Consider the following 21,585-nt stretch of genomic DNA (forward strand, 5'->3'; position numbering starts at 1 on the left):
CCGCCACCAACGCCTTCTACGAAAACATGGCCTGGCGCTGGCCCAACTGGGCCAAACTGTTCTTCAACAACAAAGGCGTCGCCGCCCACACCACCGACATCTGCCAGAACTACCCCGCCAACGACATGTCCGTCTGGGACTGGCACTAAGTATCAGTGCGCCGCGGCGGCCACCTCATGTTCGGCGACCGCGGCAGCTTCCGGCCGGTGACCGCGGGTGAGGGCCACCAGCGCGATGGCGGCCAGGACCGCGGCGCAGAACATGGCGATGCCCATGGGTACCGCGCTGTGCTCACCGGCCAGGCCGACCAGTGGCGAGACGCCCGCGCCGAGTGCGTATTGCAGAAATCCCAGCACGGCCGAACCCGTGCCCGCCGCGTAGCGCACCTCGGCGGTGGCCAGTGCCATCGCATTGGCAACGATGAATCCCATGCAGGCCATGAAACAGGCCATCAATGCGACGGTCGGCAGCGGCGCCACGCCACCCACGGTGACAGTGACCAGCAGCAGACCGGTGACGACCACCATGGCGGACACCCCGCCGTGCAGCAGCGTGCGCGGTGCGACGCGACCCACCAGCTTGGCCGACAGCGCGCTCATCAGCGCCATCACCACGGCACATCCGCCGAACGTCAGTGAATACGTCCGCGGGGACAGCCCGATGATGTTCTGCAGCACGAACGGTGATGCGGAGATATAGGAGAACAGCGCCGTGAAGACGAAGGCCAGGGCCAGCGTGTAGCCCAGGTAGCGCCGATTGGACAGCACCGTGCGGGTGCTCGACCGCAAGGCGGCCAGTCCCCCGGGCCGGCGCAGTTCCCGCGGGAGTGATTCGGGTGCGCAGAACACAACGCCGAGAAGCATCGCGGCGTTCAACGCGGCCAGCGCCGCGAACACGGCGCGCCACCCGAAGTCGGCGACGACGAACCCTCCCAGAACCGGCGCGATGACCGGCGCCAGCGCACCGATGACCATCAGCACACCGAACAGTCGGGCGGCTGCGGCGCCGGCAGCCCGGTCCGCCACGATGGCGCGGGAGATCACCACGCCCGCGGCCCCGGCGAAACCCTGGGCGAACCGCAGCGCGATGAGCACCTGCACCGTCGGGCTGACGATGCAGAGCAGACTCGCCACCAGGCAGACCGATGTGCCGATCAGCAAGGGCACGCGCCGGCCGTAGCGATCCGACAGCGGTCCGATGACCAGCTGACCGACCGCCAGCCCGATGAGCAGCGCGGTGAGGGTGAGCTGCACCATCGACGCCGAGGTGCCGAACTCGGCCGCCATCTCCGGGAATGCCGACAGGTACATGTCGATGGACAGTGGTGTGACGGCCGACAGCAGCGCCAGCACGGCGATCAGCGTCGCCGGGGTGGTAGCACGAGTTGATGTGGTCAAGAAGAGCCTCACGTCCATTTGAGTATTGCTTGATATGTATCTCACCATATATATGCATCTATATGTAATATGGAGTGATGGAGACCACTTCGATGACCGACCCTCGGACCCGGGAACTGGCTCTCGGACTGCACGACCTGTCGTGGCGACTGAGTCGCTTCGGCCCGCACCTCGCCGGCCTCGAGCCCCTGCCCGCCTCCGAACTCGCCGTACTGCGCGCGGTGGTGGACCAACCCGGACTGAGCGTGTCCGAGGTGGCGGCCGCGGTGGCCATGCGATCGAGCAACGTCAGCGCGGCGGTGCGGGCACTGATCGACCGCGGCCTGGTCTCGAAATCGCCACACGATGATGACCGGCGAATATCGGTATTGCACCCAACTCCGCAGGCCCGCACCGACAAACACGCGATCGACGACGCGCTGTCCGGCGGCGTCGCGGAACTTCTGGCCGAGTTGCCCGCCGAATCCGTCTCAGCCCTGCTGTCCGCGGCACCCGCCATCCACCTGTTGGCGGCGGCGCTGTCGGCCGCCGCTGGATCCGCGCGCACTCCGGTTGCCAGGATCGAACGGGATCGCGAGTCCTAGCGAATTCTCTTTCCCCGCAGCACTTTTGGGTGTTTGGCCGGGCACCGCTCCAGGACAACGGGATTCACGATGACGTTTACTCGAACGCGCCGTACGTCAGGCAGTAGTACTGGCCGACAACACCTTTGCGAGAAGTCCGCGGCAGGTGTCCATCACGGGTGAATAACGGCCGCTGTCAACACCGTTCACCAGCGTCTTTGTGAGATCGCCGATAGATTTTGCGAATTGTGAAGGGAGTCACAGAGTTTTGCTCCCTTACAAAATGCTCTGTTAGTGTCCGTCCGCATGTTTGCTCTTGCGTCGCTACTGGCGCTCGTCAACCAGGTTTCGGGAACGCCGTACATTCCGGGTGGAGACAGCCCGGCGGGTACGGATTGCTCGGGCCTGGCATCCTGGGTCAGCAATGCTGCGACCGACCGCCCGGTCTTCGGGGACCGTTTCCACACCGGGAACGAAGAACGTGCCCTGCTGGCCCGCGGCTTCAAGTACGGCACCGCGCCGGGCGCCCTGGTGATCGGCTGGAACGGCGGTCACACCGCCGTGACCCTGCCCGACGGCACCGCGGTCTCCTCAGGCGAGCGCGGCGGCGGCGTGCGGGTCGGTGGCGGTGGCGCGTTCCAGCCACAGTTCACCCACCACATGTATCTGCCGATGCCGACCGACGGCGCACCGCTCGATTCGGATGCGCCGGTGGATGCCCCGCCGCCCCCGGTCGAGTTCCTGCCACCTCCGCCTGCCGACGTCCCGGCACCGGTGACCGCGGACTTCGTCCAGCCGGCTCCGCAGGACATGCCCCCGCCGATGCCCGTCGACTTCGCACCCCCGGCACCCGCGGACCTGCCGCCCGCTCCCGCGGACCTGCCGGCGCCGGACACCATTCCGGTCTGACCGAGCCGGTTACACGTACCGGTTCCGGCCGGCCAGCGCGCCGGTCACCAGTTGGACGGCGTAGACGGCGAGCACCATGCCCCACGACACCGTCCAGCCGCCCGTCAGATCGTGCAGCAGGCCGAACAGGAACGGGCCGACGCCCGCCAGCAGGTAGCCGATCCCCTGCACCATGCCCGACAGCCGGGCGGTGTCGGTGGCATCGCGCGACCGCAACGCGATGACGGTCAACGCCAGGGAGAAGACGCTCATCCCGAGGCCGAGCAGCACGCTCCACAACAGAGGCGCGACGTCCGGCGCCACGGCCAGCCCGGTCACGCCGACGAAGCCGAGCGCCCCGAGGCCGACGATCCAGCCGCTCTGACTGGGCCTGCGGGCCGCGGCCGGGGCGATCACGATGCTCACCGGCACGGCCAGCACCGAGATCAGCCCGAGCAGGAGTCCGGCGGCACCTTTACTCATGCCCTCGTCGATGAAGACCGCGGGCAGCCAGCCCATCACGACGTAGGCCAGGAAGGCCTGGCAGCCGAAGAACAACGTGATGGTCCACGCCAGTCGGCTGCGCATCAGGGACGGCCGAGCCTCGGGGACGGCCTCGTCGGCCGGATACGGCACCGCGGCAGTCCGCCCGCCGCGCCGACTCGTCGCCGTGAGCCACAGCGCCAGGGCGAGCGCCGCCAGCGCGGCCCAGGCGCCCAGTGCGGTGCGCCAGCCCGAGATGGTCTCGAAGGCGGGGGTCAGCGCCGATCCGAGTGCGCCGCCACCCTGCAGGGCCGCGGTGTAGATGCCGGTCATCACGCCGATCTGGGCGGCGAACGACCGTTTGATGACGACCGGGATCAGCACGTTGATCAGCGCGATGCCCGCCGTCGCGACCAGCGTGCCGCCGATGACGACCGCCTGACCGTCGACGACGCGCAGCAGGAGTCCGGCGCTGAGGACCACCAAGGCGACGGTGATGGCGCGGTCGAGGCCGACCTTGGCCGCCAGCCGCGGCGCCGCCAGGCCGGCAGTGGCGAAGCACAGGCCGGGCAGCGTGGTGAGGACGCCCGCCCAGATGGCGGACGCGCCCAGCGAATCACGCATATCGCCCAACAACGGACCCACACTGGTGATCGCGGGGCGAAGATTGAGTGCAGTGAGTACGACAGCCACCGTCAACAGCAGTCCACCGGCCGCCGGCCGCGCCTCGATGGCGCCGGCGTCAGCCGGCCGGTCGATTGTGTTGCTGCTGTGGCGAGAGTCGATCACCGGAGTTAGCATGCCATACATCCCATGATTGGATGAAAGGGGTTTTGTGTGCCTTTGGCCACGACACGTCGGACCGGGTTGGTCGACCAGGTCATCGACCAACTACGCGATTCGGTGACCGCGGGCGAGTATCCCGTCGGCACCAAGATCCCCACCGAGCCGGCGTTGGCCGAGACGCTCGGCGTGGGGCGCAACACCGTCCGGGAGGCGGTCCGCGCCTTGGCGCACGGCGGCATCCTCGAGGTCCGGCAGGGTGACGGCACCTACGTGCGGGCGACCAGTGAGGTGTCGGGTGCGTTACGCCGGCTGTGTGGATCCGAACTGCGCGAAGTGCTGCAGGTGCGCCGGTGCCTGGAAGTCGAGGGCGCCCGGCTGGCGGCGACGGCACGGACCGAAGACGACCTCGCCGAGCTCTGGCAGCTGTTGGCACGTCGGGACGAACTGCAGCGTGAACAGGCCGTCGACGATTTCGTGCGTGCCGACGCCGAGCTGCATTTCGCGATCGTGCGCAGTGCACACAACACCGTGCTGACCGAGCTCTACCGAGGGCTGACAGAAGTGGTGCTCGCGAGCGTCGCCACCACCACACATGACACCGAGGCCGCCGCCCACATCCGGCATCGTGGCCTGGTGGAAGCCATCGACGCGCGAGACGTCGACCGGGCAGCGCGGGAGGCGGGCGGCTTCCTCAACGAACTGCTGGGCGAGGCACCCGAGCAGTCCTGACTGCTATTCGGGACGCAGCGCGTCGCTGTTGACGAACGTCAGGGAGCCGCTGTCGAGCTGGACCGCCCATCGGCGCGCCGGGTCGGCGATGACGTCGTCTCCGACGGATACCGCATAGCCCGCTGCGTCGCCGAAGTCGTCGACGACGAGTCCGCGGGTTTCGTCGTCGGTATCCGGGTGGACGACCACACGCACATTGACGGCCAGCCCGCCGTCGCGGTCATCGTCCTCGGTGTTGGCATCCACGAGTTCCTGAGCGGTCACCGGAGTTCTCCTGTCATTCCTGGCGACTGACCAAAGCCAGCCACGGTCTGTGCCTTTTCCGGAATCGAAGATTGCGGCGTTTGTGATGTTAAGCGATCAAGTATGTGCAGCAGTTAACGATTGAGATACCTTATCCCCGCTCGGGAGGCGATGCACACCACCGATTTCCCGTCGCACCGACCGAAATCCGTCCCCAATCCGATCTTCGGCACGGTGTGGACCGCTGTCAAGCACGAAATGGAAATGCGCGCAATATGTTCGTATGGGCGGAAAACGCCGGTCCGGCTATCCATTCAACGCACCCGGCGGCCGGCACAGCTAAGACATTGGTGGTTGATTCAGAAAACAGTCGGCGCCGATTCGGACTTTGCAGAAAAACACCTGACGCCCAGTAGTGCCAACGGTTTCAGTGCTTACAAATGTGTAACCAATGCTAACTCCAGCGAGCACCCGCCGATCGCCATTCCCGCCGAAAGTTCGGCCGCACCATCGGCCCATCGGCGGTGGACCGAGTCGGCAACGGCAGCCGCTCGGCTACCCTCTGTCCGGTGATCGTGCTGTTACCTCCGTCGGAGACGAAACGCGGCGGGGGCGACGGCCCACCGCTGGACATCGATGCGCTCGGCTCCCCCGCGCTGAACCCGGTACGGGCGGCACTGGTCGGGGAACTCGTCGACCTCACCGACAATCGCGAGGTGTGCCGAAAGGCACTGGGGATCACGGCCGCTCAGGACAGCGAAATCGACCGCAACGCAGTACTTTTGACGTCGGCGACCCTTCCCGCGATCGACCGGTACACCGGCGTGCTCTACGACGCACTGGACGTCGACTCGTTGCGCGGGGCCGCCGCGGTGCGCGCCAGGGCGCGGTTGGCGGTGGGTTCGGCGCTGTTCGGGCTGCTGCGCGCCGACGACCTGATCCCCGCCTACCGACTGTCGGCGGGTTCCAAGCTGCCCGGCCGGCCCACCTTGGCCGCCCGCTGGCGACCCGCACTGGAACCGGCGCTGGCCGAGATCGCCGCCGCCGAACTGGTGGTCGACCTGCGGTCGGGATCGTATGCGGCGCTGGGCCGGTTGCCGGGTGCCGTGACGGTCGACGTGCTCTCGGAGAACAGCGCGGGCAAGCGCACCGTCGTGAGCCACTTCAACAAGGCGCACAAGGGCAAACTCGCCCGGGCGCTGGCCTCGGGGCGGTCTGATCCCGACGATGCAGGCAAGGTCGCCGCCATCGCCCGCCGGGCGGGGATGAACGTCGAAAGGTCGGGCAACGAGCTGACCATCGTCCTGGTGGCCTGAGTTAAACCGTTACATCACAACGTGATCACGGCTCGCGCGGGACCTCGGACCCGGCGGGATGCGCTGCTAACTTGCGGTACATGCCCCTGCTCCGTCGCATTTTGGGACTCGTGGCGACCGCAGCTCTGCTGGCCGGGTCCGTCACCGTCACCGCACCGTCCGCGGCCGCGTTCTCGAACGCCGGCGGACCGATCGAACTGCTCCAGGTGCCTTCCCCGGCGATGGGCCGCAATATTGCCGTGGGTTTCCAGGGCGGCGGACCCCACGCCGTGTACCTGTTGGACGGGCTGCGGGCGCAGGACGACTTCAGCGGCTGGGATATCAACACCCCCGTCTTCGACTGGTTCTACCGTTCCGGACTCTCGCTGGTGGTGCCCGTCGGCGGGCAGTCCAGCTTCTACACCGACTGGTACCAGCCGGCGAAGGGCAGCGCGGGCACCACGACCTATAAATGGGAGACCTTCCTGACCCAGGAACTGCCCACCTGGCTTGCCGCCAACCGCGGGATCAGCCCGACCGGCAACGCGGTGGTGGGGCTGTCCATGTCGGGCGGTTCCGCCTTGACGCTGGCGATCTGGCATCCCACCCAGTTCATCTTCGCCGGCTCGCTGTCCGGCTTCGTGAATCCGTCACTGGGACTGTGGCCCACGCTGATCGGTGTGGCGATGCGGGACGCCGGCGGCTACCGGGCCACCGACATGTGGGGACAGAGCACCGACCCCGCCTGGCGGCGCAACGACCCGATGGTCAACGTGGCGACCTTGGCCGCCAACGGCACCGCCGTGTGGGTGTACTGCGGCAACGGCGCCCCATCCGGCCTCGACACCGGTTCCGACTTCGGCGGTCTGTACAGCGCCCAGTTCCTGGAGAACATCACGCTGAACACCAACAAGGACTTTCAGAAGCGGTACGTCGCCGCCGGCGGCCACAACGGTGTCTTCAATTTCCCGGCCGACGGCACCCACAGCTGGGGCTATTGGGGCTCGCAACTCCAGGCCATGAAACCCGATCTGCAACGGGTGCTGGGCGCGACACCGACCGGCTAGGCAATTCCGCGCCGGGCTGTTTCACTCGCACCCGCATCCCAGCCGCGATGGGTAGCGTCTACCGGTATGAAGCTCATCTCGCCGACCGACTCGATGTTTCTGCTCGGCGAGTCGCGTGAGCACCCGATGCATGTGGCCGGACTGCAGTTGTACCGGCCGCCCGACGGCGCGGGCCCGGAGTTCGTCACCGACCTCTACGAGTCGATCGCCAAGTGCGACGACTTCCAGCCCACCTTCCGCAAGCACCCGGCCCGCGCTTTCGGCGGAATCACCAATGTGGCTTGGGCTTTCGACGACGACGTGGACGTCGACTACCACCTCCGCCGGTCTGGTCTGCCGCGTCCCGGCCGGGTGCGCGAACTGCTCGAACTGACCTCCCGGCTGCACGGCACGCTGCTGGACCGGCACCGTCCGCTGTGGGAGGCCTATCTGGTCGAGGGCCTCGACGACGGCCGGTTCGGCGTCTACACCAAGATCCACCACTCCCTGCTCGACGGGGTGTCGGCGCAACGGCTGATGATCCGCACCCTGTCCGATGACCCCGACGACCGCGAGGTGCGGGTGCCCTGGGCCCTGCGGCCGCGTACCCGGACCCGCGCACCCGCGCCGCGCGGGTCGTCACTGCTGCGCACGGCCACCGGTGCGGCCGGCGCGGTGGCCGGGCTGGCGCCGTCGGCGCTCGCCATCGCACGGGCCGCGCTGGTCGAACAGCAACTGACGCTGCCCTTCGGTGCGCCCAGGACCATGTTCAACGTGCCGATCGGCGGGGCGCGGCGTTGCGCCGCGCAGTCCTGGCCGCTGGCCCGCATCAAGGCGGTCAAGGACGCCGTCGACGGCACCACCGTCAACGACGTCGTGCTGGCGATGTCATCAGGGGCGTTGCGTGCCTATCTGGACGAGCGCCAGGCGCTGCCCGAAACCCCGCTGGTGGCAATGGTTCCGGTGAGCCTGCGCGGTGAGCACGAGCAGGACGCCGGCGGGAACATGGTGGGCACCATCCTGTGCAATCTGGCGACCGACATCGCCGACCCACTCCAACGTCTGGAGACCATCAGCGCCTCCATGCGCGACAACAAGAAGGTGTTCTCCGAACTCCCCCGAATGGAGGCCCTCGCGCTGTCGGGCTTCCTGATGTCGGGCATTGCACTGGGTCTGCTGCCCGGCTTCGCAGCGTCCGCGCCGCCGCCGTTCAACATCGTCATCTCGAACGTGCCCGGCGCCCGGACGCCCATGTACTGGCGGGGTGCCCGGCTGGATGGCAACTACCCCCTGTCCATCGCGTTGGACGGCCAGGCACTGAACATCACGCTGACCAATAACGCCGACAACCTCGACTTCGGCCTGGTGGGCTGCCGGCGCAGCGTGCCGCACCTACAGCGGCTGCTGACCCACCTTGAGGACTCGTTGGCCGCGATGGAGAAGGCCACCGCCGCCTGACCCTCCCCCGGCTCCGACTGCGTAAACGCTTGTCCGGTCACGGAATTGACACTTCTTGGTATCGGATCGAGATGTGTCAAATTAGCAACTTGTGCAAATTCCGTTTCGCGATAGGTTCTTGCTTGTCGCCGCCGGAAGCAGAATCGGGAGTCCATGTCGCACGTCTCGAATCGCACTGCGTTCACGGCGGTGGCGGCCGCCGGCCTCTACTGGTCGATGCTGGTGATCAATCCCGCGGCGATCGCCGACGCGGAGTCCGCGGGTAGTCCCGGCATCCCGTGCCTGGACATGGTGCAGCAACTCGCGGCCTCGCCGGAGATCATCCCCGAAGCGTTGGGGGCCGTTGCGCCGCCGGCACCACCGGTGGTCCCTGCAGCCCCGGCCGAGCCGCTGGTCGAAGCCGCGGTGGTGATTCCGGAAAGCCTCCCGCCCGTCCCGGCCCCGGCACCCGAGGTCGTCCCCGCGGTACCTGTCGCGGCGATCGTCGTTCCCGAAGCAGCGGTACCGGCGGCCGTTCCCGCCGCCCTGCCGGTCGCGGAGATGGCCGCCGTCGACGCGGTACCGGCGGCCGCCGCCGCACCTGCTGCGCTGCCCGCGGCCGCGCTGCCTGCAGTGCTGCCGGCTGTCCCGCCGGTTCCGCTCGGCGTGCCCATTCCCCTTGGCGCACCGCCACTTCCGGCCGCGGCTCCGCTGATCGAAGCGGCCGCCCCCATTCCCGATGCCATCCCGGCTCCGGTGCCCGACGCCCTGCCGGTCGCCAATGTCGCGGCGGTGGCGCCGGCGCCCGAAGTCGCCGTGCTGCCACCCGCACCGCCGGCCCCGCCGGTGGAAGCTGCCCCGATGGTCGCGCCGCCAGTCCCGGCCCCGCCGGTCGAGGAAGTTCCCGCCGCCGATGTGGTCCCCGTCAGCCTGGCTCCCGCGGACGTGGCACCGCTGGACGCCGCCCCCGCGGCAGCCGCCCCGGTGGAGGCGGCCGCACTCCCGGTCGATGCGGCTGCGGTGGCCGTCCCGGTCGGGGTGGGCGTGCCCGCGGCACTGCCGATTGATGCTGCGGGAGCGGTGCTTCCGATGCTCGCCTCCGCACCGGCGGTCCTGGCGGCCACCCCGCCGCCGCCACTGCCCCTGCCGGTCGTGCCCGGCCTGCCGGTCCTACCCACCGAACTGACGCTGCCGCACGATCTGCTCTGCGCGGGCACCGCCTGGTCAGCCGACGCCGACGGCACCCACCACGAGATCAGCGCCGATCGCACCGCATGGGACGACGGCCGTCACGAGGACGGCTGAGCTTCAGGCGCTCGGTGCGCGGACCACCACGGGTGCGGCCGGGAAGTAGATCGCCATTTCCGAGCGCGACTTGCGCAGTGCCGCAGTGCCGTAGCCCTTCTTGCGATGCTCGGGACGAATCCAGATCCGCACCTCGACCTCATGGCCGTTGAGTTCGCCGAGCACCAGGCCGACCTTCTCGTCGCCTTCCAGGGCCACGAACCAGGCGGCCTCCTCGGCGTCGACGCGCGCCAGCGCCGCGGCGATCTCGTCGTCCAGGCTGCCCGCCGGTGCGCCCGACCCGTCGCCCGAGTTGCCCTGATCCTGGATGCGCACACCCAGGATGTCGCCGTCTTCCGCGCCCGAGAAGGAACGCAGCACAAGGGTTTCCGCCGAGGACGCGGGGCGCTCGTTGAGCGTGAACGTCAACTGGCTGTTGAGGTCGTCGAGTTCCTCGGCGATGATCCGCCGCGATTCCTTGGTGACCTGATCGAAGGACAGCCCGATCACCGCCTCACCACCCGCGTGGGTGGTGCCCAGCAGGGTGGCGATGGCGTCGACGGCGGCGTCACGGTTCTCGGCGTCGACGATGATGTCGAGCACCTCATGCCGGCGATCGAGCGCCTTCACCAGGGCATCGGCGATGTCACGACGGGCTGCGGCACGGTCCAGATCGGTCATGGCGACAAGCCTAGTGCAGCATCAGGCCTTGGCTAGTTGGTTCTGTTCGTAGCGCCGGGCCCATTCCGCGCGGGGCCGGATCGACACGTCGACATCGGTGGCCTTGGCCCGCAGCGCGCCTGCCGTCGCCTGGTCCTTCGGTGTCAGCTTGAACGGATCCCACCCGAAGAACCGGCAGGAATTCTCCCAGGTGATCTTGTTGATGTCGGAGTCCGAGGCGCCGGCGGCGTTCAGCTCGGCGAGCACCTGCTCGGGGGCGTCGGGCCAGAAGCAGTCCGAGTGCGGGTAGTCGCATTCCCAGGCGATGATGTCGATGCCGATCTCGTGCCGCAGCTTCAGCGAGGTCTTGTCGGTCACATAGCAGGCCAACGAATGCTCACGGAAGACATCGGAGGGCATCTTGTCCCCGAAGTCGCGGCGCAGCCACTTCTGGTTGGTGTAGTGCCGGTCGCTGCGATCCAGATAGAACGGGATCCAGCCGATGCCGCCCTCGGAGAACGCGAACTTCAGGTCGGGGTAGTTGCGCATTGCCGGACCCCACAACAGATCCTGAGCACACATCGCCGACACCTGGGTGGCCAGGATGATCATGTTGTCGATCGGGGCGTTGGGCGCCATGCTGATCGCGCCGAAGCCGGTGCCGATGTGCAGGCACATCACCACGTTCTCTTCGGACAGCGTGCGGAACACCGGGCCCCAGTAGTCCTCGTCGTGATAGCTCGGAAGACCCTCCAGGTGCGGCAGTTCCGGCATCGTGACGGCACGACATCCCTTGGCCGCCACCCGGCGGATCTCGGCGCACATCCCCTCGGGCGTCCACGTCGGCATGATGGCGATCGGGATGAACCGGTCGGGATAGCTGCCCGCCCATTCATCGATGTGCCAGTCGTTGTACGCCGCCACCATGACCAGCGTGATGTCCTCGCGCGTCATGTTGAGATGGCGCGCGGAGAACCCGGTGAACGTCGGAAAGCACATCGACGCCAGGATGCCGTTGCGGTTCATGTCGCGGACCCGCTCGTGCACGTCATAGACGCCGGGGCGCATCTCGGCGAAACCGGCCGGATCGCGGCCCCACTCTTCCGCCGGCCACGACACGACCGCGTTGAGACCGCTGACGCCCTGCGGGCGACCCTGGTACATCCACTGATCGACGCCCTTGTCATCGGTCACCACGATCGGTGCCTCCGACTTGTACTTCGCCGGTACGTGGTTGAGGAACATGTCGGGCGGTTCCACGACATGGTCGTCGATGCTCACCAGAATCAGGTCGTCGGTCTTCATACCTAACTAGTACCCTCGGAAGTCGTGACCGTCTCTGCGCTATCGGACAGAGGTTTACCTGTTTCGGCCAAAGTCGAACCGGCCCGCCCGGTGATCGAACTGCGCCGCGGCGGCCACGCGCTCGCCGGCAGCTACCTGTACGAGGGCGACGGTCTGATCACCGGCTGGCACTCTCACGAGGTTCACCAGATCGAGTACGCCGTGGCGGGTGTCGTCGAGGTGGAGACCGATTCCGCGCACTACCTGCTGCCACCCCAGCAGGCGGCCTGGATCCCGGCGGGTCTGGAACACCAGGCGGTGATGAATCCGGACGTGAAAACCGTTGCGGTGATGTTCGATCCGGCCATGATCGCCGAACCCGGCGACCGCGCCCGGATCATCGCGGTATCCCCGTTGATCCGGGAGATGATGATCTACGCGCTGCGCTGGCCGATCGAACGACGCTCATGCGCACCGGAGGAAGAAGCCATCTCCGATGGGTTCTTCGCGACCCTGGCCAACGTCGTCAGTGAGGCGCTCGATCACGAGGCGCCGCTGAGCCTTCCGACATCGGAGCACCCGATCGTGGCGGCCGCCCTGGCCTACACCAAGGAGCACCTGGAATCGGTGACCGTCGAAGACGTCAGCCGCGCGGTGGCGGTGTCCGAACGCACCCTGCGCCGTCTGTTCTCCGACACCTTGGGACTTTCGTGGCGCACCTATCTGCTGCACGCCCGGATGTTGCGGGCCATGGCCTTGCTGGCCGGCCCCGGCCAGTCGGTGCAAGCGACCTCCTCGGCGGTCGGATTCGACAACCTGAGCTCCTTCACCCGCAGCTTCACCCAGTTCTGCGGAGAAACCCCGTCGTCCTACCGGCGACGGGTGGTCGGACGGCCGCTGTAGCGTTTTTTCATGTTTCGGCCGTGTAAACGCTATAGTCAGGCCATGCGAGACAGAGCGGTCTCCCTCGAAGTCGAGACCTTGTACGCGCGCTACCTGAGCCGCGACATCACCCGTGAGGCCCTGCGCCTCCATGTTCTGGCGGCGGCACACAGCGTCAACACCGTCCATCCGGAATTCATCGCCGACATCGCGCTGGAGCGCATCGTGCCGGACTCCACCACACCGGCTTTCGAACTGTGGCTGGCCGGCCTGTGGGAACGGATCGACGGCGGCTACGCGATCATGGATCCCGAGTTCATCGGCCACATGACCCAGCGCGCGGCCGGACATCACGTCAGGTCGGCCGAGTGGCGGTTGCGTCAGCGCGCCGTTGCGTGGTGCCGGCGATCATGGCGCGTTCTCAACAGCGAGAGCGTCATCCCGCTCTGACATCGGCTCAGCGCGGCGGGGCACCCGCGCTGTCGGGATCGACCTGCACGGCATATGAGGTGATGGCGGCGATCTGGTTGTCGGCGAATTCGAAGATGTCGCAACCCGCCACCGCGGTGACCCCGTTCGGCCCGCTGTAACGCGAGAACATGTCCACCGCGACGACATCGCCCTGCGCGGCCACCACGCACCGGTCCACGCTGGTGTCCGTGTCGGCCAGCCCCTCCCGGGTGTCACGGCAGGTCCTGATGACGGCGTCCGCCCCTTCCAGGACCATGAAGCCGACGATCGTCCACCGCACGTCCTTGGCCAGGTGGACGAGGGCCTCCTCGAACCGGTGCGTCGAGAATGCCAGCGCGACAGCGCCTGGGTCGACCGGCTCGGCCATGGGTTCCTCCTTGAACACGGTTCCCGTTGAACACGGTGGCTACGAACCTATCCGGTCGCCGCAACGGATTGGGCCGAAGACGCGGCCCGGTTGCCGCCCATCGAAGCGCACCGCAGGATGGCGGCCATGGACGAACCCACCGCGAGTGAGCTGGCCGATGTCGACGCGATAGGCCAGGCGGCGCTGGTGGCGGCCGGCGATGTCTCGGCTGCCGAATTGCTCGATGCGGCGATCCTGCGGCTGGAATCGGCCCGGCACCTCAATGCCGTCATCACCGACCTGTTCGACCGGGGCCGCGAGCAGGCCGCCGCGCTGGACGCCGCGGGCACCTTGCGCGGCGGCGGCGCCGGTCCGGTCGCGGGAGTTCCCTTCCTGCTCAAGGATCTTGGCGCATCCCTGGCCGGCGCACCCGAGGCGATGGGTTCGCGGGCGCTGCGGACCCATGTCGCGGAGGAGTCGGCGTGGATCGTGCAGCGCTACCTGGACGCCGGCCTGGTGGTGTTCGGCAAGACCAACACCCCCGAATGGGGTAACCACTGCACCACCGAGCCGACGCTGTTCGGCCGCACCGCCAATCCCTGGTCGCCGGACATCACCCCGGGCGGCTCGAGCGGCGGATCGGCGGCCGCGGTGGCCGCCGGGGTGGTCCCCGCTGCGTCGGGCGGCGACGGCACCGGCTCGATTCGGGTGCCCGCGTCGTGTTGCGGCCTGGTCGGGCTCAAACCGCGCCGCGGCCGGACATCCTTCGCACCGGGGGCGGGCCACGGCCTGGAAGGTCTGGTCAACGAGCACGCGCTGACCCGCACCGTGCGGGACAGCGCCGCGCTGCTCGATGTGGTCGCCGGCGGCGCACCCGGCGATCCGTACGGCGCTGTGGTTCCGGTGCAGTCGTATCTGACGGCGATCGGCCGGACGCCGGAACCGCAACGAATCCTGCTCGCGACGGCGTCACCGTTTCCCGGGCCGCCGACCGATCCCGAGGTGGTCGCGGCGGTCGAGTCGGCAGGAGCCTTGCTCGCAGACCTCGGTCACCACGTCGAAACCGGTGCGCCGTCGATAGATTCGGATGCCGTCGCCGACGCCGTCGCGGTGCTGCACACCGTCAGCAACGCGCAGTTGCATGCCCTGGCCACCGCGCACCTGGGGCGCGCGCCCAGAGAAGACGAATTCGAGCCGAGCACCTGGGTGATGGTGCACGAGGGATTCCGGACCACCGGAGTCGAATATGCCTCGGCCATCTCGGCCGTGCACGCTCAGACCCGCCTGTTCGCGGCGGGCCTGAGCGCCCACGATGTGCTGCTGGTCCCGACGCTGCTCACCGGGCCGCCGCCGTACGGGCTGCTGGACCAGCCGCGGGGTACCACGCGGGCGTTCTTCGACGTGGAGTTCGCCACCACGGGCTGGACGTCACTGGCGAATGTGACGGGATGGGCGGCGATCTCACTACCGCTGGGCCAGACATCGACGGGCCTGCCGATCGGTGTGCAGTTGATGGCCCCGGACGAGACGATCCTGCTGCGACTGGCCGCCCAACTCGAAGGGGCCGCCCCGTGGGCGGATCGGCACCCGCCGGCCGGATCCGGTCAGTGACCGGACTGGTGCCCACCCTCTGACTGCTGGCCACCCTGCTGGGACGGACCACCCTGCTGCTGGGACTGATTGCCCTGCTGCGACCGCTCCTGGTGGGTCTGCGGAACCTGCACCGAGGTGGTGACGGTCTCCGTCGCCGTCTCGGTCACCGGGGCCTGGGTCTGGGTCTCGGTCACCGGGGCCTGCGTCTCGGTGCCCGCGGGGGCGTCCTCGTGATGCCGCGGTGCCTCTCCGCCGCCGCCGCTGCCGGAGTCGGAGACCGTCGCACTCGTGGTGGTCGTCGACGTGGTGGTCGTCGTGGTCGGTGTGGTCGAGGCGGTACCACCGGAGTCACCCCCGCTGCACGCGACGGTGAGGCCGCCGGTGGCGATGATCGCCGCCAGCGCGCCCACCGCTTTGACCCGCCGGGCTCCGGCCGCGCTCACCGTCACAGCGGAATCCACAGGCCCAGGAACCAGAAGCCCCACCCGTGGTGGTTGTCGTCGAATACCGGGTTGACGCGCTGCCCGTTGTAGTTGAACGGCTGGTGGTCCTGGCGGCCCTGATCCATACCGCGGTGGCCCCAGTCGTCCTGCTGTCCCCCGCCGGGGCCGCCGCGGTCGTCGTGGCCGCCGCGGTTGTCGCAGTTGCCCTGCTGCGGGCCACATCCAGGTCCGGGATCGGCGGCCGCGGTGCCCATGCCCAGCAACCCGCTGACTCCAATGCCTATCGTCAGCGCCGAGACGCCGGCCATTCGCTTGAGATTCATCGTCAACTCCCTTTCGCCGGGCTCACCGTGGCGGTTGCCCGTGAAACGAGTCTCCGAAGTCAGCCTTGTTTTTTGCTGTGTCGGCCGTGTGTTCCAGGTATAAAACGGTTGTGCAGCGAATTTGATCACAATGCGGCACCGGACCGGCGCGTCGGTTTGACGCCCTTCCAGCCAGCAGGCTGTGGCGCGTAAGCGCCGCCCGCCAGGCGTGATGCCGACCACGATTGGGTTCCGCCGGGGCACATGACACACTCAGTTCATGGTTCCTCGTATTGCGCGCCCGAAACTCGAGGGCAACATCGCGGTCGGTGCAGACCGCCAGATCGGGTTTGCCGAATTCGGTGACCCCCAGGGCCGGGCCATCTTCTGGCTGCATGGCACGCCCGGCGCCCGCAGGCAGATTCCCGCCGAGGCCCGCGCCTACGCCGAACTGGAGCACATCCGGCTGATCGGCGTGGACCGCCCGGGCATCGGATCGTCGACCCCGCATCAGTATTCGAACGTGCTGGCCTTCGCCGACGACCTGCGCGTCATCGCCGACACGCTGGGTATCGACGACTTCGCCGTCATCGGCTTGTCCGGCGGCGGCCCGTACGCGTTGGCCACCGCGGCGGCGATGCCCGAGCGGGTGGTCGTGGCAGGCATCCTCGGTGGCGTCGCCCCGTACATCGGTGAGGACGCGATCGCCAGCGGCCTGATGAACCTCGGCTCGAACGTGGCCCCCATCCTGGAGGTGGCCGGGCTGCCCATCCGGTTGGTGGCGGGCACCTTGATCAAGTTCCTCGGCCCGGTGGCCTCACCGGCCCTGGAGATCTACGCCCGGATTTCGCCCGAGGGCGACCGGCGCCTGCTGGGCCGCCCCGAGTTCAAGGCCATGTTCCTCGACGACCTGCTCAACGGCACACGCAAACAGCTCGCCGCCCCGTTCGCCGACATCGTCGTGTTCGTCCGGGACTGGGGTTTCCGCCTCGACGAGGTCAAGGTCCCGGTGCACTGGTGGCACGGCGACAAGGACCACATCGTCCCGTTCGAGCACGGCGCGCACTCCGTGGCCAGGCTCCCCGAGGCAAGCATGACGGTGCTGCCCGGCGAGAGCCACCTGGGTGGGCTGGGACGGGCCGAGGAGATCTTGCGTACGATGCTGGAGGTCTGGGACCGCGACGGTCGCACATAACCGAAAGGAACTGCACGGATGGAACTTTCGGGCGTCGGCATCTGGAGCGCGCAGCTGCGCTACAGCGATCCGGTCCAGGCCGCAGAGGCGGCCGCCGAGCTGGATGAACTGGGTTACCCCGCACTGTGGATACCCGATGTGGGCGGAGCACTGTTCGATTCGATCGAGAACCTGCTCGCCGCCACCACCCGCACCGTCATCGCGACCGGCATCCTCAACCTGTGGATGCACGAGCCGCAGGACGTCGCGACCGCCCACGCCCGGCTGACCGCCCGGTACGGGCCGCGCCTGCTGCTCGGCATCGGGGTCAGCCACGCGCCGCTGATCGACTCGAAAAAGCCGGGCGCCTACCGCAAACCCCTGGCGGCGACCAAAGCCTTCCTCGACGCCCTGGACGCCGCGGACCCGCCCGTGCCGGTCGCGGAGCGCGCACTGGCCGCGCTCGGCCCCAAGATGCTGGAGCTGGCAGGCACCCGGTCCCGGGGAGCCCATCCCTACCTGGTGACTCCCGCGCACACGGCCGCCGCCCGCGAAACCCTCGGGCAGGGTCCGCTGCTGCTGCCCGAGCAGACCGCCATCCTGACCGACGATGCGGATGCGGCCAGAAAGATCGGCACCGACTGGCTGCGTTCGTATCTGGCGATGCCCAACTACGCCAACAACCTGTTGCGCTCCGGCTTCACCGCCGAGGACATCGCCGATGTCAGCGACCGGTTGTTCGACGCGATCATCGTGTGGGGCGACGAGGAGAAGATCCTGGCTCGCGTCAACGAGCATCGCGACGCCGGCGCCGACCACGTCTGCCTGCAGGTGCTCGACAGCGATCCGAGTGCCTTCCCGCGGGAGCAGTGGCGCCGGCTGGCTGCCGCATTGCGCCCGTGACCACATTGGACATCGGCGTCTACCTCCCCCAGATGGGGATGTCGTATCCGGATGTCCTGCACCGGGCACTGCGCTGCGAAGAGCTCGGCATCGGCTCGCTGTGGCTCTATGACCACCTGTACGGGCCGGGTGTGCCCGAGATCGACTCGCTGGAAGCCTGGACGCTGGCGACCGCGCTGCTCACCAGGACCGAACGGCTGCGGGTCGGGCATATGGTGCTGTGCAACCAGTTCCGGCACCCGGCGGTGCTGGCGAAGATGGCAAGCACCCTGGACCAGATCTCGGCGGGCCGGTTGCAGCTGGGTCTGGGCAGCGGCTCCATCGAGGATGAGCACGTGCGCACCGGCCTGCAGTGGGGCACGTTCGCCGAACGCTCACAGCGGCTCGGTGAAACCCTGGAGATTCTCACCCAGGCGTTCGCCGGCGGGCGGATCGACTTCGCGGGCAAGCACTATCAGATCAGCGAGATGCCGGTCCGGCCCGGGCCCGTGCAGCAGCCCCGCCCGCCGATCGTCGTCGGCGGGGTCGGCGAGAAGTACACGCTGCCGCTGGTGGCCCGCTACGCCGACGTGTGGAACGTGCCGACCTATGCGCTCGGCGAACTGGAGCACAAGCTCGCCGTCCTGCGGTCGCTGTGCGCCGACATCGGCCGGGATCCGGCCACCATCGTCATGTCGGTCGAGGCCGTGATGGCCTTGTCCCCCGATGACGCCACCCTGCCCGAAGTTCGCGCACTCGCCGAAAAGCGGTTCGGTGGAGCAGGTTTCGGCCTGCAGGAGGGTGGCCTGATCGGGACGGCGCCGATGATCGTCGAACGGCTGGCGCACTGGCGCGACCTCGGCTTCGGCCAGGTGGTGCTGTTCACCCACGACCGCGGCAGTGACCGGACGCTGGATCTGTTGGCCTCACAGGTCATCAGCGAATTCGAGCGTTAGCGGGGTCGTACAGCGCACGGCGCGACACCGTGAGCGGATAGCCCGTGCCCCCGACGTTCACCTCGTATTCTCCGGCGTCGACCCATTCGCTGTCGATCACGCGGCCGTCCTCGGCACGCAGATACGCGAGCCCGACGCATGATCCGATCGCCGCGCCCCACGCCGCCGAGCTGACCTGACCCGCCACCACACCGTTGCGCCGGATCAGCTCGCCGCCCCACAGCATCGGTTCCGGCGAGGACACCGCGAAACCGGCCAGCCGCCGCAGGGTTCCCTGCGCCCGCGCCTGCTCGACCGCGGCGCGGCCCAAGAAATCGATGTCGGTGCGCAGCTTGCAGGTGAACAGCTGACCGGCTTCCACCGGGCTGTCGCCGGGGGTCAGTTCTCGGCCGAACGCCCGATAGCCCTTCTCCAGGCGCATCGACTCGATGGCGTAATAGCCCGCACGTGCCACGCCCAACGGCTCCCCCGCCGCCAGCAGGTCCTCGTACACGCCGACCGCGAACTCGGTGGGAACGTAGAGCTCCCAACCCAACTCGCCGACATAGGTGATGCGGGTGGCCCGTACGGTCGCATATCCCAGCGAGATGAGCCGGCTGCTGCCGAACGGGAAAGCGGCATCGGAGAGGTCGGCGTCGGTGAGCGTCCCGAGGAGGTCGCGCGAACGCGGTCCCATGACACCGAAAACGGCCAGCGCCGAGGTGATGTCGACGAGATGTGCGCCGCCGCCGGCGGGGAGGTTGCGGCGGATGTGGTCCTGATCGCGCTCGGTGGTCGCTGCGCTGCTCACGATCAGGAACTCGTCCGCCGCCGTCCTGGTCACCGTCACGTCGGATTCGTAGGTGCCGCGCTGGTTGAGCATGCCGGAGTAGACGGTGCGGCCGACATCGACGCCGACGTCGGCGGTGCACAACCACTGCAACGCCCGCTCCGCCCCTGCGCCCACCATGAGGTACTTCGAGAAGGACGTCTGGTCGAAAACGGTGACCGCGGAGCGGGTCGCGACCTGTTCGGCGGCCGAGTACGGCAGCCAGTTCTGTTTGCCCCAGGAGTATTCGATGTGCGGCTGCGCCCCGGGTGGTGCAAAGAAGTTGACGCGCTCCCAGCCCATTCTGCTGCCGAAGTTGGCTCCCGCTTCCACCAGCAGATGATGGACCGGTGAGCGCCGGAACGGCCGGGCGGTGGCCAACTCCCGGTTCGGCCAGGGAATCTCATAGTGCAGGCCGAGGATCTCCCCCACCCTGTCGTGCAGCCAGCGGGTGTTGCCGTTGAAGGGCGCGAAGCGCCGGATGTCCACGCTGGTGAGGTCGGAGGTCGGCGACCCACTGACGATCCATTCGGCCAGCGCCCGACCGGCTCCGCCGGCCGAGGCGATGCCCACCGAGTTGAAACCGGCTGCCACGAAGAAGTTCCGGCATTCCGGAGCCTCGCCGAGGATGAACTGATTGTCCGGGGTGAAACTCTCCGGGCCGTTGTAGAACTTCTTGATCCCGGTCTCTTCCAGGGCCGGTATCCGCAGCATCGCGTTGTCCATCAGAATCTGGAAATGGTCCCAATCTTCTTCCAGCAGCTGGAATTCGAACGGATGAGGTAGGGCGTCGGGGCTGACCCACGGCTTGGCTTCCGGCTCGAACCCACCGATCACCAGGCCGCCGACCTCCTCTTTGAAGTAGGTGTAGCCGTCCGGGTCACGCAGGATCGGCATATCGGTGTGCACGCCATCGATGGTCTCGCTGACAACGTAGAAGTGCTCGGCCGAATGCAGCGGGACATTCACCCCGGCCAGCGCGCCCACCTGTTTGGCCCACTGGCCGGCGCAGTTGACGACGATCTCGGCCTCGATGTCGCCGCGGTCGGTGCGGACCCCTGTGGCCACGCCGTCACGCACATCGACTCCGGTGACGCGCACCCGCTCGAACACTCGCGCCCCGCGCAGCCTGGCCCCCTTCGCCAGCGCCAGCGTCAGGTCTGTCGGGTTGGCCTTACCGTCGCCCGGCAGCCAGATCGCTCCGGCCAGGTCGTCCACCCGCATCACCGGGTAGTGCTCCAAAGCCTGCTCGGGGGTGAGCATTTCGCATTCCATGTCGAACGCCGCCGCGTTGGCGGCGGTGCGGCGCAGCTGGATCATCCGGTCCTCGGTGCGGGCGACCGTCACACCACCGCAACGCTTGTAGCCTGCGGACAGCCCGGTCTCACGTTCCAGGTCGGCGTAGAGCTGCGTCGAGTACTGCACCAGCCGGGTTCCACTCTCGGAGGCACGCAGCTGACCCACCAGACCCGCAGCGTGCCAGGTGGTTCCGCAGGACAGCTGTCCCTGCTCCAACAGGACCAGATCGGTGTAGCCGAGTTTGGTGAGGTGATAGGCGACGCTGGTGCCGATCACCCCACCCCCGACGATGACCACTCGAGCCCGGTCCGGTAACGCCTTGGTCATCTGTCAT

The 21,585-nt window shown here is 68.1% G+C and carries 23 protein-coding genes; 14 read left to right on the forward strand and 9 right to left on the reverse strand.

The genetic code is table 11. From position 1 onward, the window contains the following. Positions 1-149, forward strand: a 149-nt coding sequence (locus AC1DY7_RS26680) for a DUF5078 domain-containing protein (RefSeq protein ID WP_477493959.1), incomplete at its 5' end; no start/stop codon positions are given. Positions 150-152: 3 nt separating this feature from the next. On the opposite strand, the gene AC1DY7_RS26685 is transcribed toward AC1DY7_RS26680, so the two are convergent. After that, positions 153-1,409, reverse strand: a complete 1,257-nt coding sequence (locus AC1DY7_RS26685) for a multidrug effflux MFS transporter (RefSeq protein WP_477496764.1) — start codon at positions 1,407-1,409, stop codon at positions 153-155. Between the two features lie 65 nt (positions 1,410-1,474). Here AC1DY7_RS26685 and AC1DY7_RS26690 point away from each other — a divergent pair, with 65 nt between their 5' ends. After that, positions 1,475-1,981, forward strand: coding sequence for a MarR family winged helix-turn-helix transcriptional regulator (locus tag AC1DY7_RS26690; RefSeq protein WP_477496765.1), 507 nt, complete (start codon positions 1,475-1,477; stop codon positions 1,979-1,981). 285 nt (positions 1,982-2,266) lie between these two features. Continuing rightward, on the forward strand, positions 2,267-2,869 hold the full coding sequence (locus AC1DY7_RS26695; protein ID WP_477496766.1) for a peptidoglycan endopeptidase: 603 nt from the start codon (positions 2,267-2,269) through the stop codon (positions 2,867-2,869). Between the two features lie 9 nt (positions 2,870-2,878). On the opposite strand, the gene AC1DY7_RS26700 is transcribed toward AC1DY7_RS26695, so the two are convergent. Next, positions 2,879-4,120 (reverse strand): CynX/NimT family MFS transporter, encoded by a 1,242-nt coding sequence (locus tag AC1DY7_RS26700; protein ID WP_477496767.1) that lies wholly within the window; start codon positions 4,118-4,120, stop codon positions 2,879-2,881. Between the two features lie 48 nt (positions 4,121-4,168). On the opposite strand from AC1DY7_RS26700, the gene AC1DY7_RS26705 reads away from it, so the two are divergent. After that, on the forward strand, positions 4,169-4,846 hold the full coding sequence (locus tag AC1DY7_RS26705; protein ID WP_477496768.1) for a FadR/GntR family transcriptional regulator: 678 nt from the start codon (positions 4,169-4,171) through the stop codon (positions 4,844-4,846). Positions 4,847-4,849: 3 nt separating this feature from the next. Here AC1DY7_RS26705 and AC1DY7_RS26710 read toward each other — a convergent pair whose 3' ends face one another. Then, positions 4,850-5,110 carry a hypothetical protein gene (locus tag AC1DY7_RS26710; RefSeq protein ID WP_477496769.1) on the reverse strand — a complete coding sequence of 87 codons (261 nt, stop codon included), beginning with the start codon at positions 5,108-5,110 and terminating at the stop codon, positions 4,850-4,852. 548 nt (positions 5,111-5,658) lie between these two features. Here AC1DY7_RS26710 and yaaA point away from each other — a divergent pair. The 4 genes from yaaA to AC1DY7_RS26730 all read left to right on the forward strand — a co-directional run bounded on the left by yaaA (position 5,659) and on the right by AC1DY7_RS26730 (position 10,172). Beyond that, positions 5,659-6,405, forward strand: a complete 747-nt coding sequence (gene yaaA / locus AC1DY7_RS26715; RefSeq protein WP_477496770.1) for a peroxide stress protein YaaA — start codon at positions 5,659-5,661, stop codon at positions 6,403-6,405. 80 nt (positions 6,406-6,485) lie between these two features. Continuing rightward, entirely contained in the window at positions 6,486-7,451 is a 966-nt protein-coding gene (locus AC1DY7_RS26720) for an esterase family protein (protein WP_477496771.1), read from the forward strand. Positions 7,452-7,517: 66 nt separating this feature from the next. Continuing rightward, entirely contained in the window at positions 7,518-8,888 is a 1,371-nt protein-coding gene (locus AC1DY7_RS26725; protein ID WP_477496772.1) for a WS/DGAT/MGAT family O-acyltransferase, read from the forward strand. Positions 8,889-9,041: 153 nt separating this feature from the next. Next, on the forward strand, positions 9,042-10,172 hold the full coding sequence (locus tag AC1DY7_RS26730) for a hypothetical protein (RefSeq protein ID WP_477496773.1): 1,131 nt from the start codon (positions 9,042-9,044) through the stop codon (positions 10,170-10,172). Positions 10,173-10,175: 3 nt separating this feature from the next. Here the strand turns inward: AC1DY7_RS26730 and AC1DY7_RS26735 are convergent, their stop codons facing one another. Together AC1DY7_RS26735 and AC1DY7_RS26740 are read right to left on the reverse strand one after the other, a co-directional pair. Then, positions 10,176-10,832, reverse strand: a complete 657-nt coding sequence (locus AC1DY7_RS26735; protein ID WP_477496774.1) for a GNAT family N-acetyltransferase — start codon at positions 10,830-10,832, stop codon at positions 10,176-10,178. A 21-nt stretch (positions 10,833-10,853) separates the two neighbouring features. Then, positions 10,854-12,116: an amidohydrolase family protein gene (locus AC1DY7_RS26740; protein WP_477496775.1), complete on the reverse strand. Its 1,263-nt coding sequence runs from the start codon at positions 12,114-12,116 to the stop codon at positions 10,854-10,856. A 24-nt stretch (positions 12,117-12,140) separates the two neighbouring features. On the opposite strand from AC1DY7_RS26740, the gene AC1DY7_RS26745 reads away from it, so the two are divergent. Together AC1DY7_RS26745 and AC1DY7_RS26750 are read left to right on the forward strand one after the other, a co-directional pair. Then, positions 12,141-12,998: an AraC family transcriptional regulator gene (locus AC1DY7_RS26745; protein ID WP_477496776.1), complete on the forward strand. Its 858-nt coding sequence runs from the start codon at positions 12,141-12,143 to the stop codon at positions 12,996-12,998. A gap of 42 nt (positions 12,999-13,040) precedes the next feature. Continuing rightward, the gene (locus tag AC1DY7_RS26750; RefSeq protein WP_477496777.1) at positions 13,041-13,427 is read left to right on the forward strand and encodes a hypothetical protein; all 387 of its coding nucleotides are present in this window, start codon (positions 13,041-13,043) and stop codon (positions 13,425-13,427) included. A gap of 7 nt (positions 13,428-13,434) precedes the next feature. On the opposite strand, the gene AC1DY7_RS26755 is transcribed toward AC1DY7_RS26750, so the two are convergent. Beyond that, on the reverse strand, positions 13,435-13,815 hold the full coding sequence (locus tag AC1DY7_RS26755; protein WP_477496778.1) for a nuclear transport factor 2 family protein: 381 nt from the start codon (positions 13,813-13,815) through the stop codon (positions 13,435-13,437). A 126-nt stretch (positions 13,816-13,941) separates the two neighbouring features. Here AC1DY7_RS26755 and AC1DY7_RS26760 point away from each other — a divergent pair, with 126 nt between their 5' ends. Continuing rightward, complete coding sequence (locus AC1DY7_RS26760) at positions 13,942-15,405, forward strand: amidase (protein ID WP_477496779.1); 1,464 nt, start codon at positions 13,942-13,944, stop codon at positions 15,403-15,405. Here AC1DY7_RS26760 and AC1DY7_RS26765 read toward each other — a convergent pair. Both AC1DY7_RS26765 and AC1DY7_RS26770 read right to left on the reverse strand, forming a co-directional pair. Next, a complete protein-coding gene (locus AC1DY7_RS26765) occupies positions 15,399-15,830 on the reverse strand; it encodes a hypothetical protein (RefSeq protein WP_477496780.1) in 432 nt (143 codons plus the stop codon). The genes AC1DY7_RS26760 and AC1DY7_RS26765 overlap by 7 nt on opposite strands. A 2-nt stretch (positions 15,831-15,832) precedes the next feature. Beyond that, on the reverse strand, positions 15,833-16,153 hold the full coding sequence (locus tag AC1DY7_RS26770) for a hypothetical protein (protein WP_477496781.1): 321 nt from the start codon (positions 16,151-16,153) through the stop codon (positions 15,833-15,835). A gap of 259 nt (positions 16,154-16,412) precedes the next feature. On the opposite strand from AC1DY7_RS26770, the gene AC1DY7_RS26775 reads away from it, so the two are divergent. The 3 genes from AC1DY7_RS26775 to AC1DY7_RS26785 are packed head-to-tail and all read left to right on the forward strand — an operon-like array spanning position 16,413 to position 19,144. Beyond that, entirely contained in the window at positions 16,413-17,327 is a 915-nt protein-coding gene (locus tag AC1DY7_RS26775; protein WP_477496782.1) for an alpha/beta fold hydrolase, read from the forward strand. Positions 17,328-17,345: 18 nt separating this feature from the next. After that, entirely contained in the window at positions 17,346-18,209 is an 864-nt protein-coding gene (locus AC1DY7_RS26780; RefSeq protein ID WP_477496783.1) for an LLM class F420-dependent oxidoreductase, read from the forward strand. Continuing rightward, positions 18,206-19,144, forward strand: coding sequence for an LLM class flavin-dependent oxidoreductase (locus AC1DY7_RS26785; protein ID WP_477496784.1), 939 nt, complete (start codon positions 18,206-18,208; stop codon positions 19,142-19,144). Before AC1DY7_RS26780 ends, AC1DY7_RS26785 begins: the two co-directional genes overlap by 4 nt. On the opposite strand, the gene AC1DY7_RS26790 is transcribed toward AC1DY7_RS26785, so the two are convergent. Continuing rightward, positions 19,125-21,578, reverse strand: coding sequence for a GcvT family protein (locus tag AC1DY7_RS26790; protein WP_477496785.1), 2,454 nt, complete (start codon positions 21,576-21,578; stop codon positions 19,125-19,127). The genes AC1DY7_RS26785 and AC1DY7_RS26790 overlap by 20 nt on opposite strands. Positions 21,579-21,585 lie beyond the last annotated feature (7 nt).

Source organism: Mycobacterium sp. P2_H7 (assembly GCF_056403275.1).

Bases quoted from the DNA above. Each gene is read 5' to 3' on its own strand.
- AC1DY7_RS26690 (WP_477496765.1), top strand. From the start codon at position 1,475: ATGGAGACCACTTCGATGACCGACCCTCGGACCCGGGAACTGGCTCTC.
- AC1DY7_RS26695 (WP_477496766.1), top strand. From the start codon at position 2,267: ATGTTTGCTCTTGCGTCGCTACTGGCGCTCGTCAACCAGGTTTCGGGA.
- AC1DY7_RS26720 (WP_477496771.1), top strand. From the start codon at position 6,486: ATGCCCCTGCTCCGTCGCATTTTGGGACTCGTGGCGACCGCAGCTCTG.
- AC1DY7_RS26725 (WP_477496772.1), top strand. From the start codon at position 7,518: ATGAAGCTCATCTCGCCGACCGACTCGATGTTTCTGCTCGGCGAGTCG.
- AC1DY7_RS26730 (WP_477496773.1), top strand. From the start codon at position 9,042: ATGTCGCACGTCTCGAATCGCACTGCGTTCACGGCGGTGGCGGCCGCC.
- AC1DY7_RS26735 (WP_477496774.1), bottom strand. From the start codon at position 10,832: ATGACCGATCTGGACCGTGCCGCAGCCCGTCGTGACATCGCCGATGCC.
- AC1DY7_RS26740 (WP_477496775.1), bottom strand. From the start codon at position 12,116: ATGAAGACCGACGACCTGATTCTGGTGAGCATCGACGACCATGTCGTG.
- AC1DY7_RS26750 (WP_477496777.1), top strand. From the start codon at position 13,041: ATGCGAGACAGAGCGGTCTCCCTCGAAGTCGAGACCTTGTACGCGCGC.
- AC1DY7_RS26755 (WP_477496778.1), bottom strand. From the start codon at position 13,815: ATGGCCGAGCCGGTCGACCCAGGCGCTGTCGCGCTGGCATTCTCGACG.
- AC1DY7_RS26760 (WP_477496779.1), top strand. From the start codon at position 13,942: ATGGACGAACCCACCGCGAGTGAGCTGGCCGATGTCGACGCGATAGGC.
- AC1DY7_RS26770 (WP_477496781.1), bottom strand. From the start codon at position 16,153: ATGAATCTCAAGCGAATGGCCGGCGTCTCGGCGCTGACGATAGGCATT.
- AC1DY7_RS26775 (WP_477496782.1), top strand. From the start codon at position 16,413: ATGGTTCCTCGTATTGCGCGCCCGAAACTCGAGGGCAACATCGCGGTC.
- AC1DY7_RS26780 (WP_477496783.1), top strand. From the start codon at position 17,346: ATGGAACTTTCGGGCGTCGGCATCTGGAGCGCGCAGCTGCGCTACAGC.
- AC1DY7_RS26790 (WP_477496785.1), bottom strand. From the start codon at position 21,578: ATGACCAAGGCGTTACCGGACCGGGCTCGAGTGGTCATCGTCGGGGGT.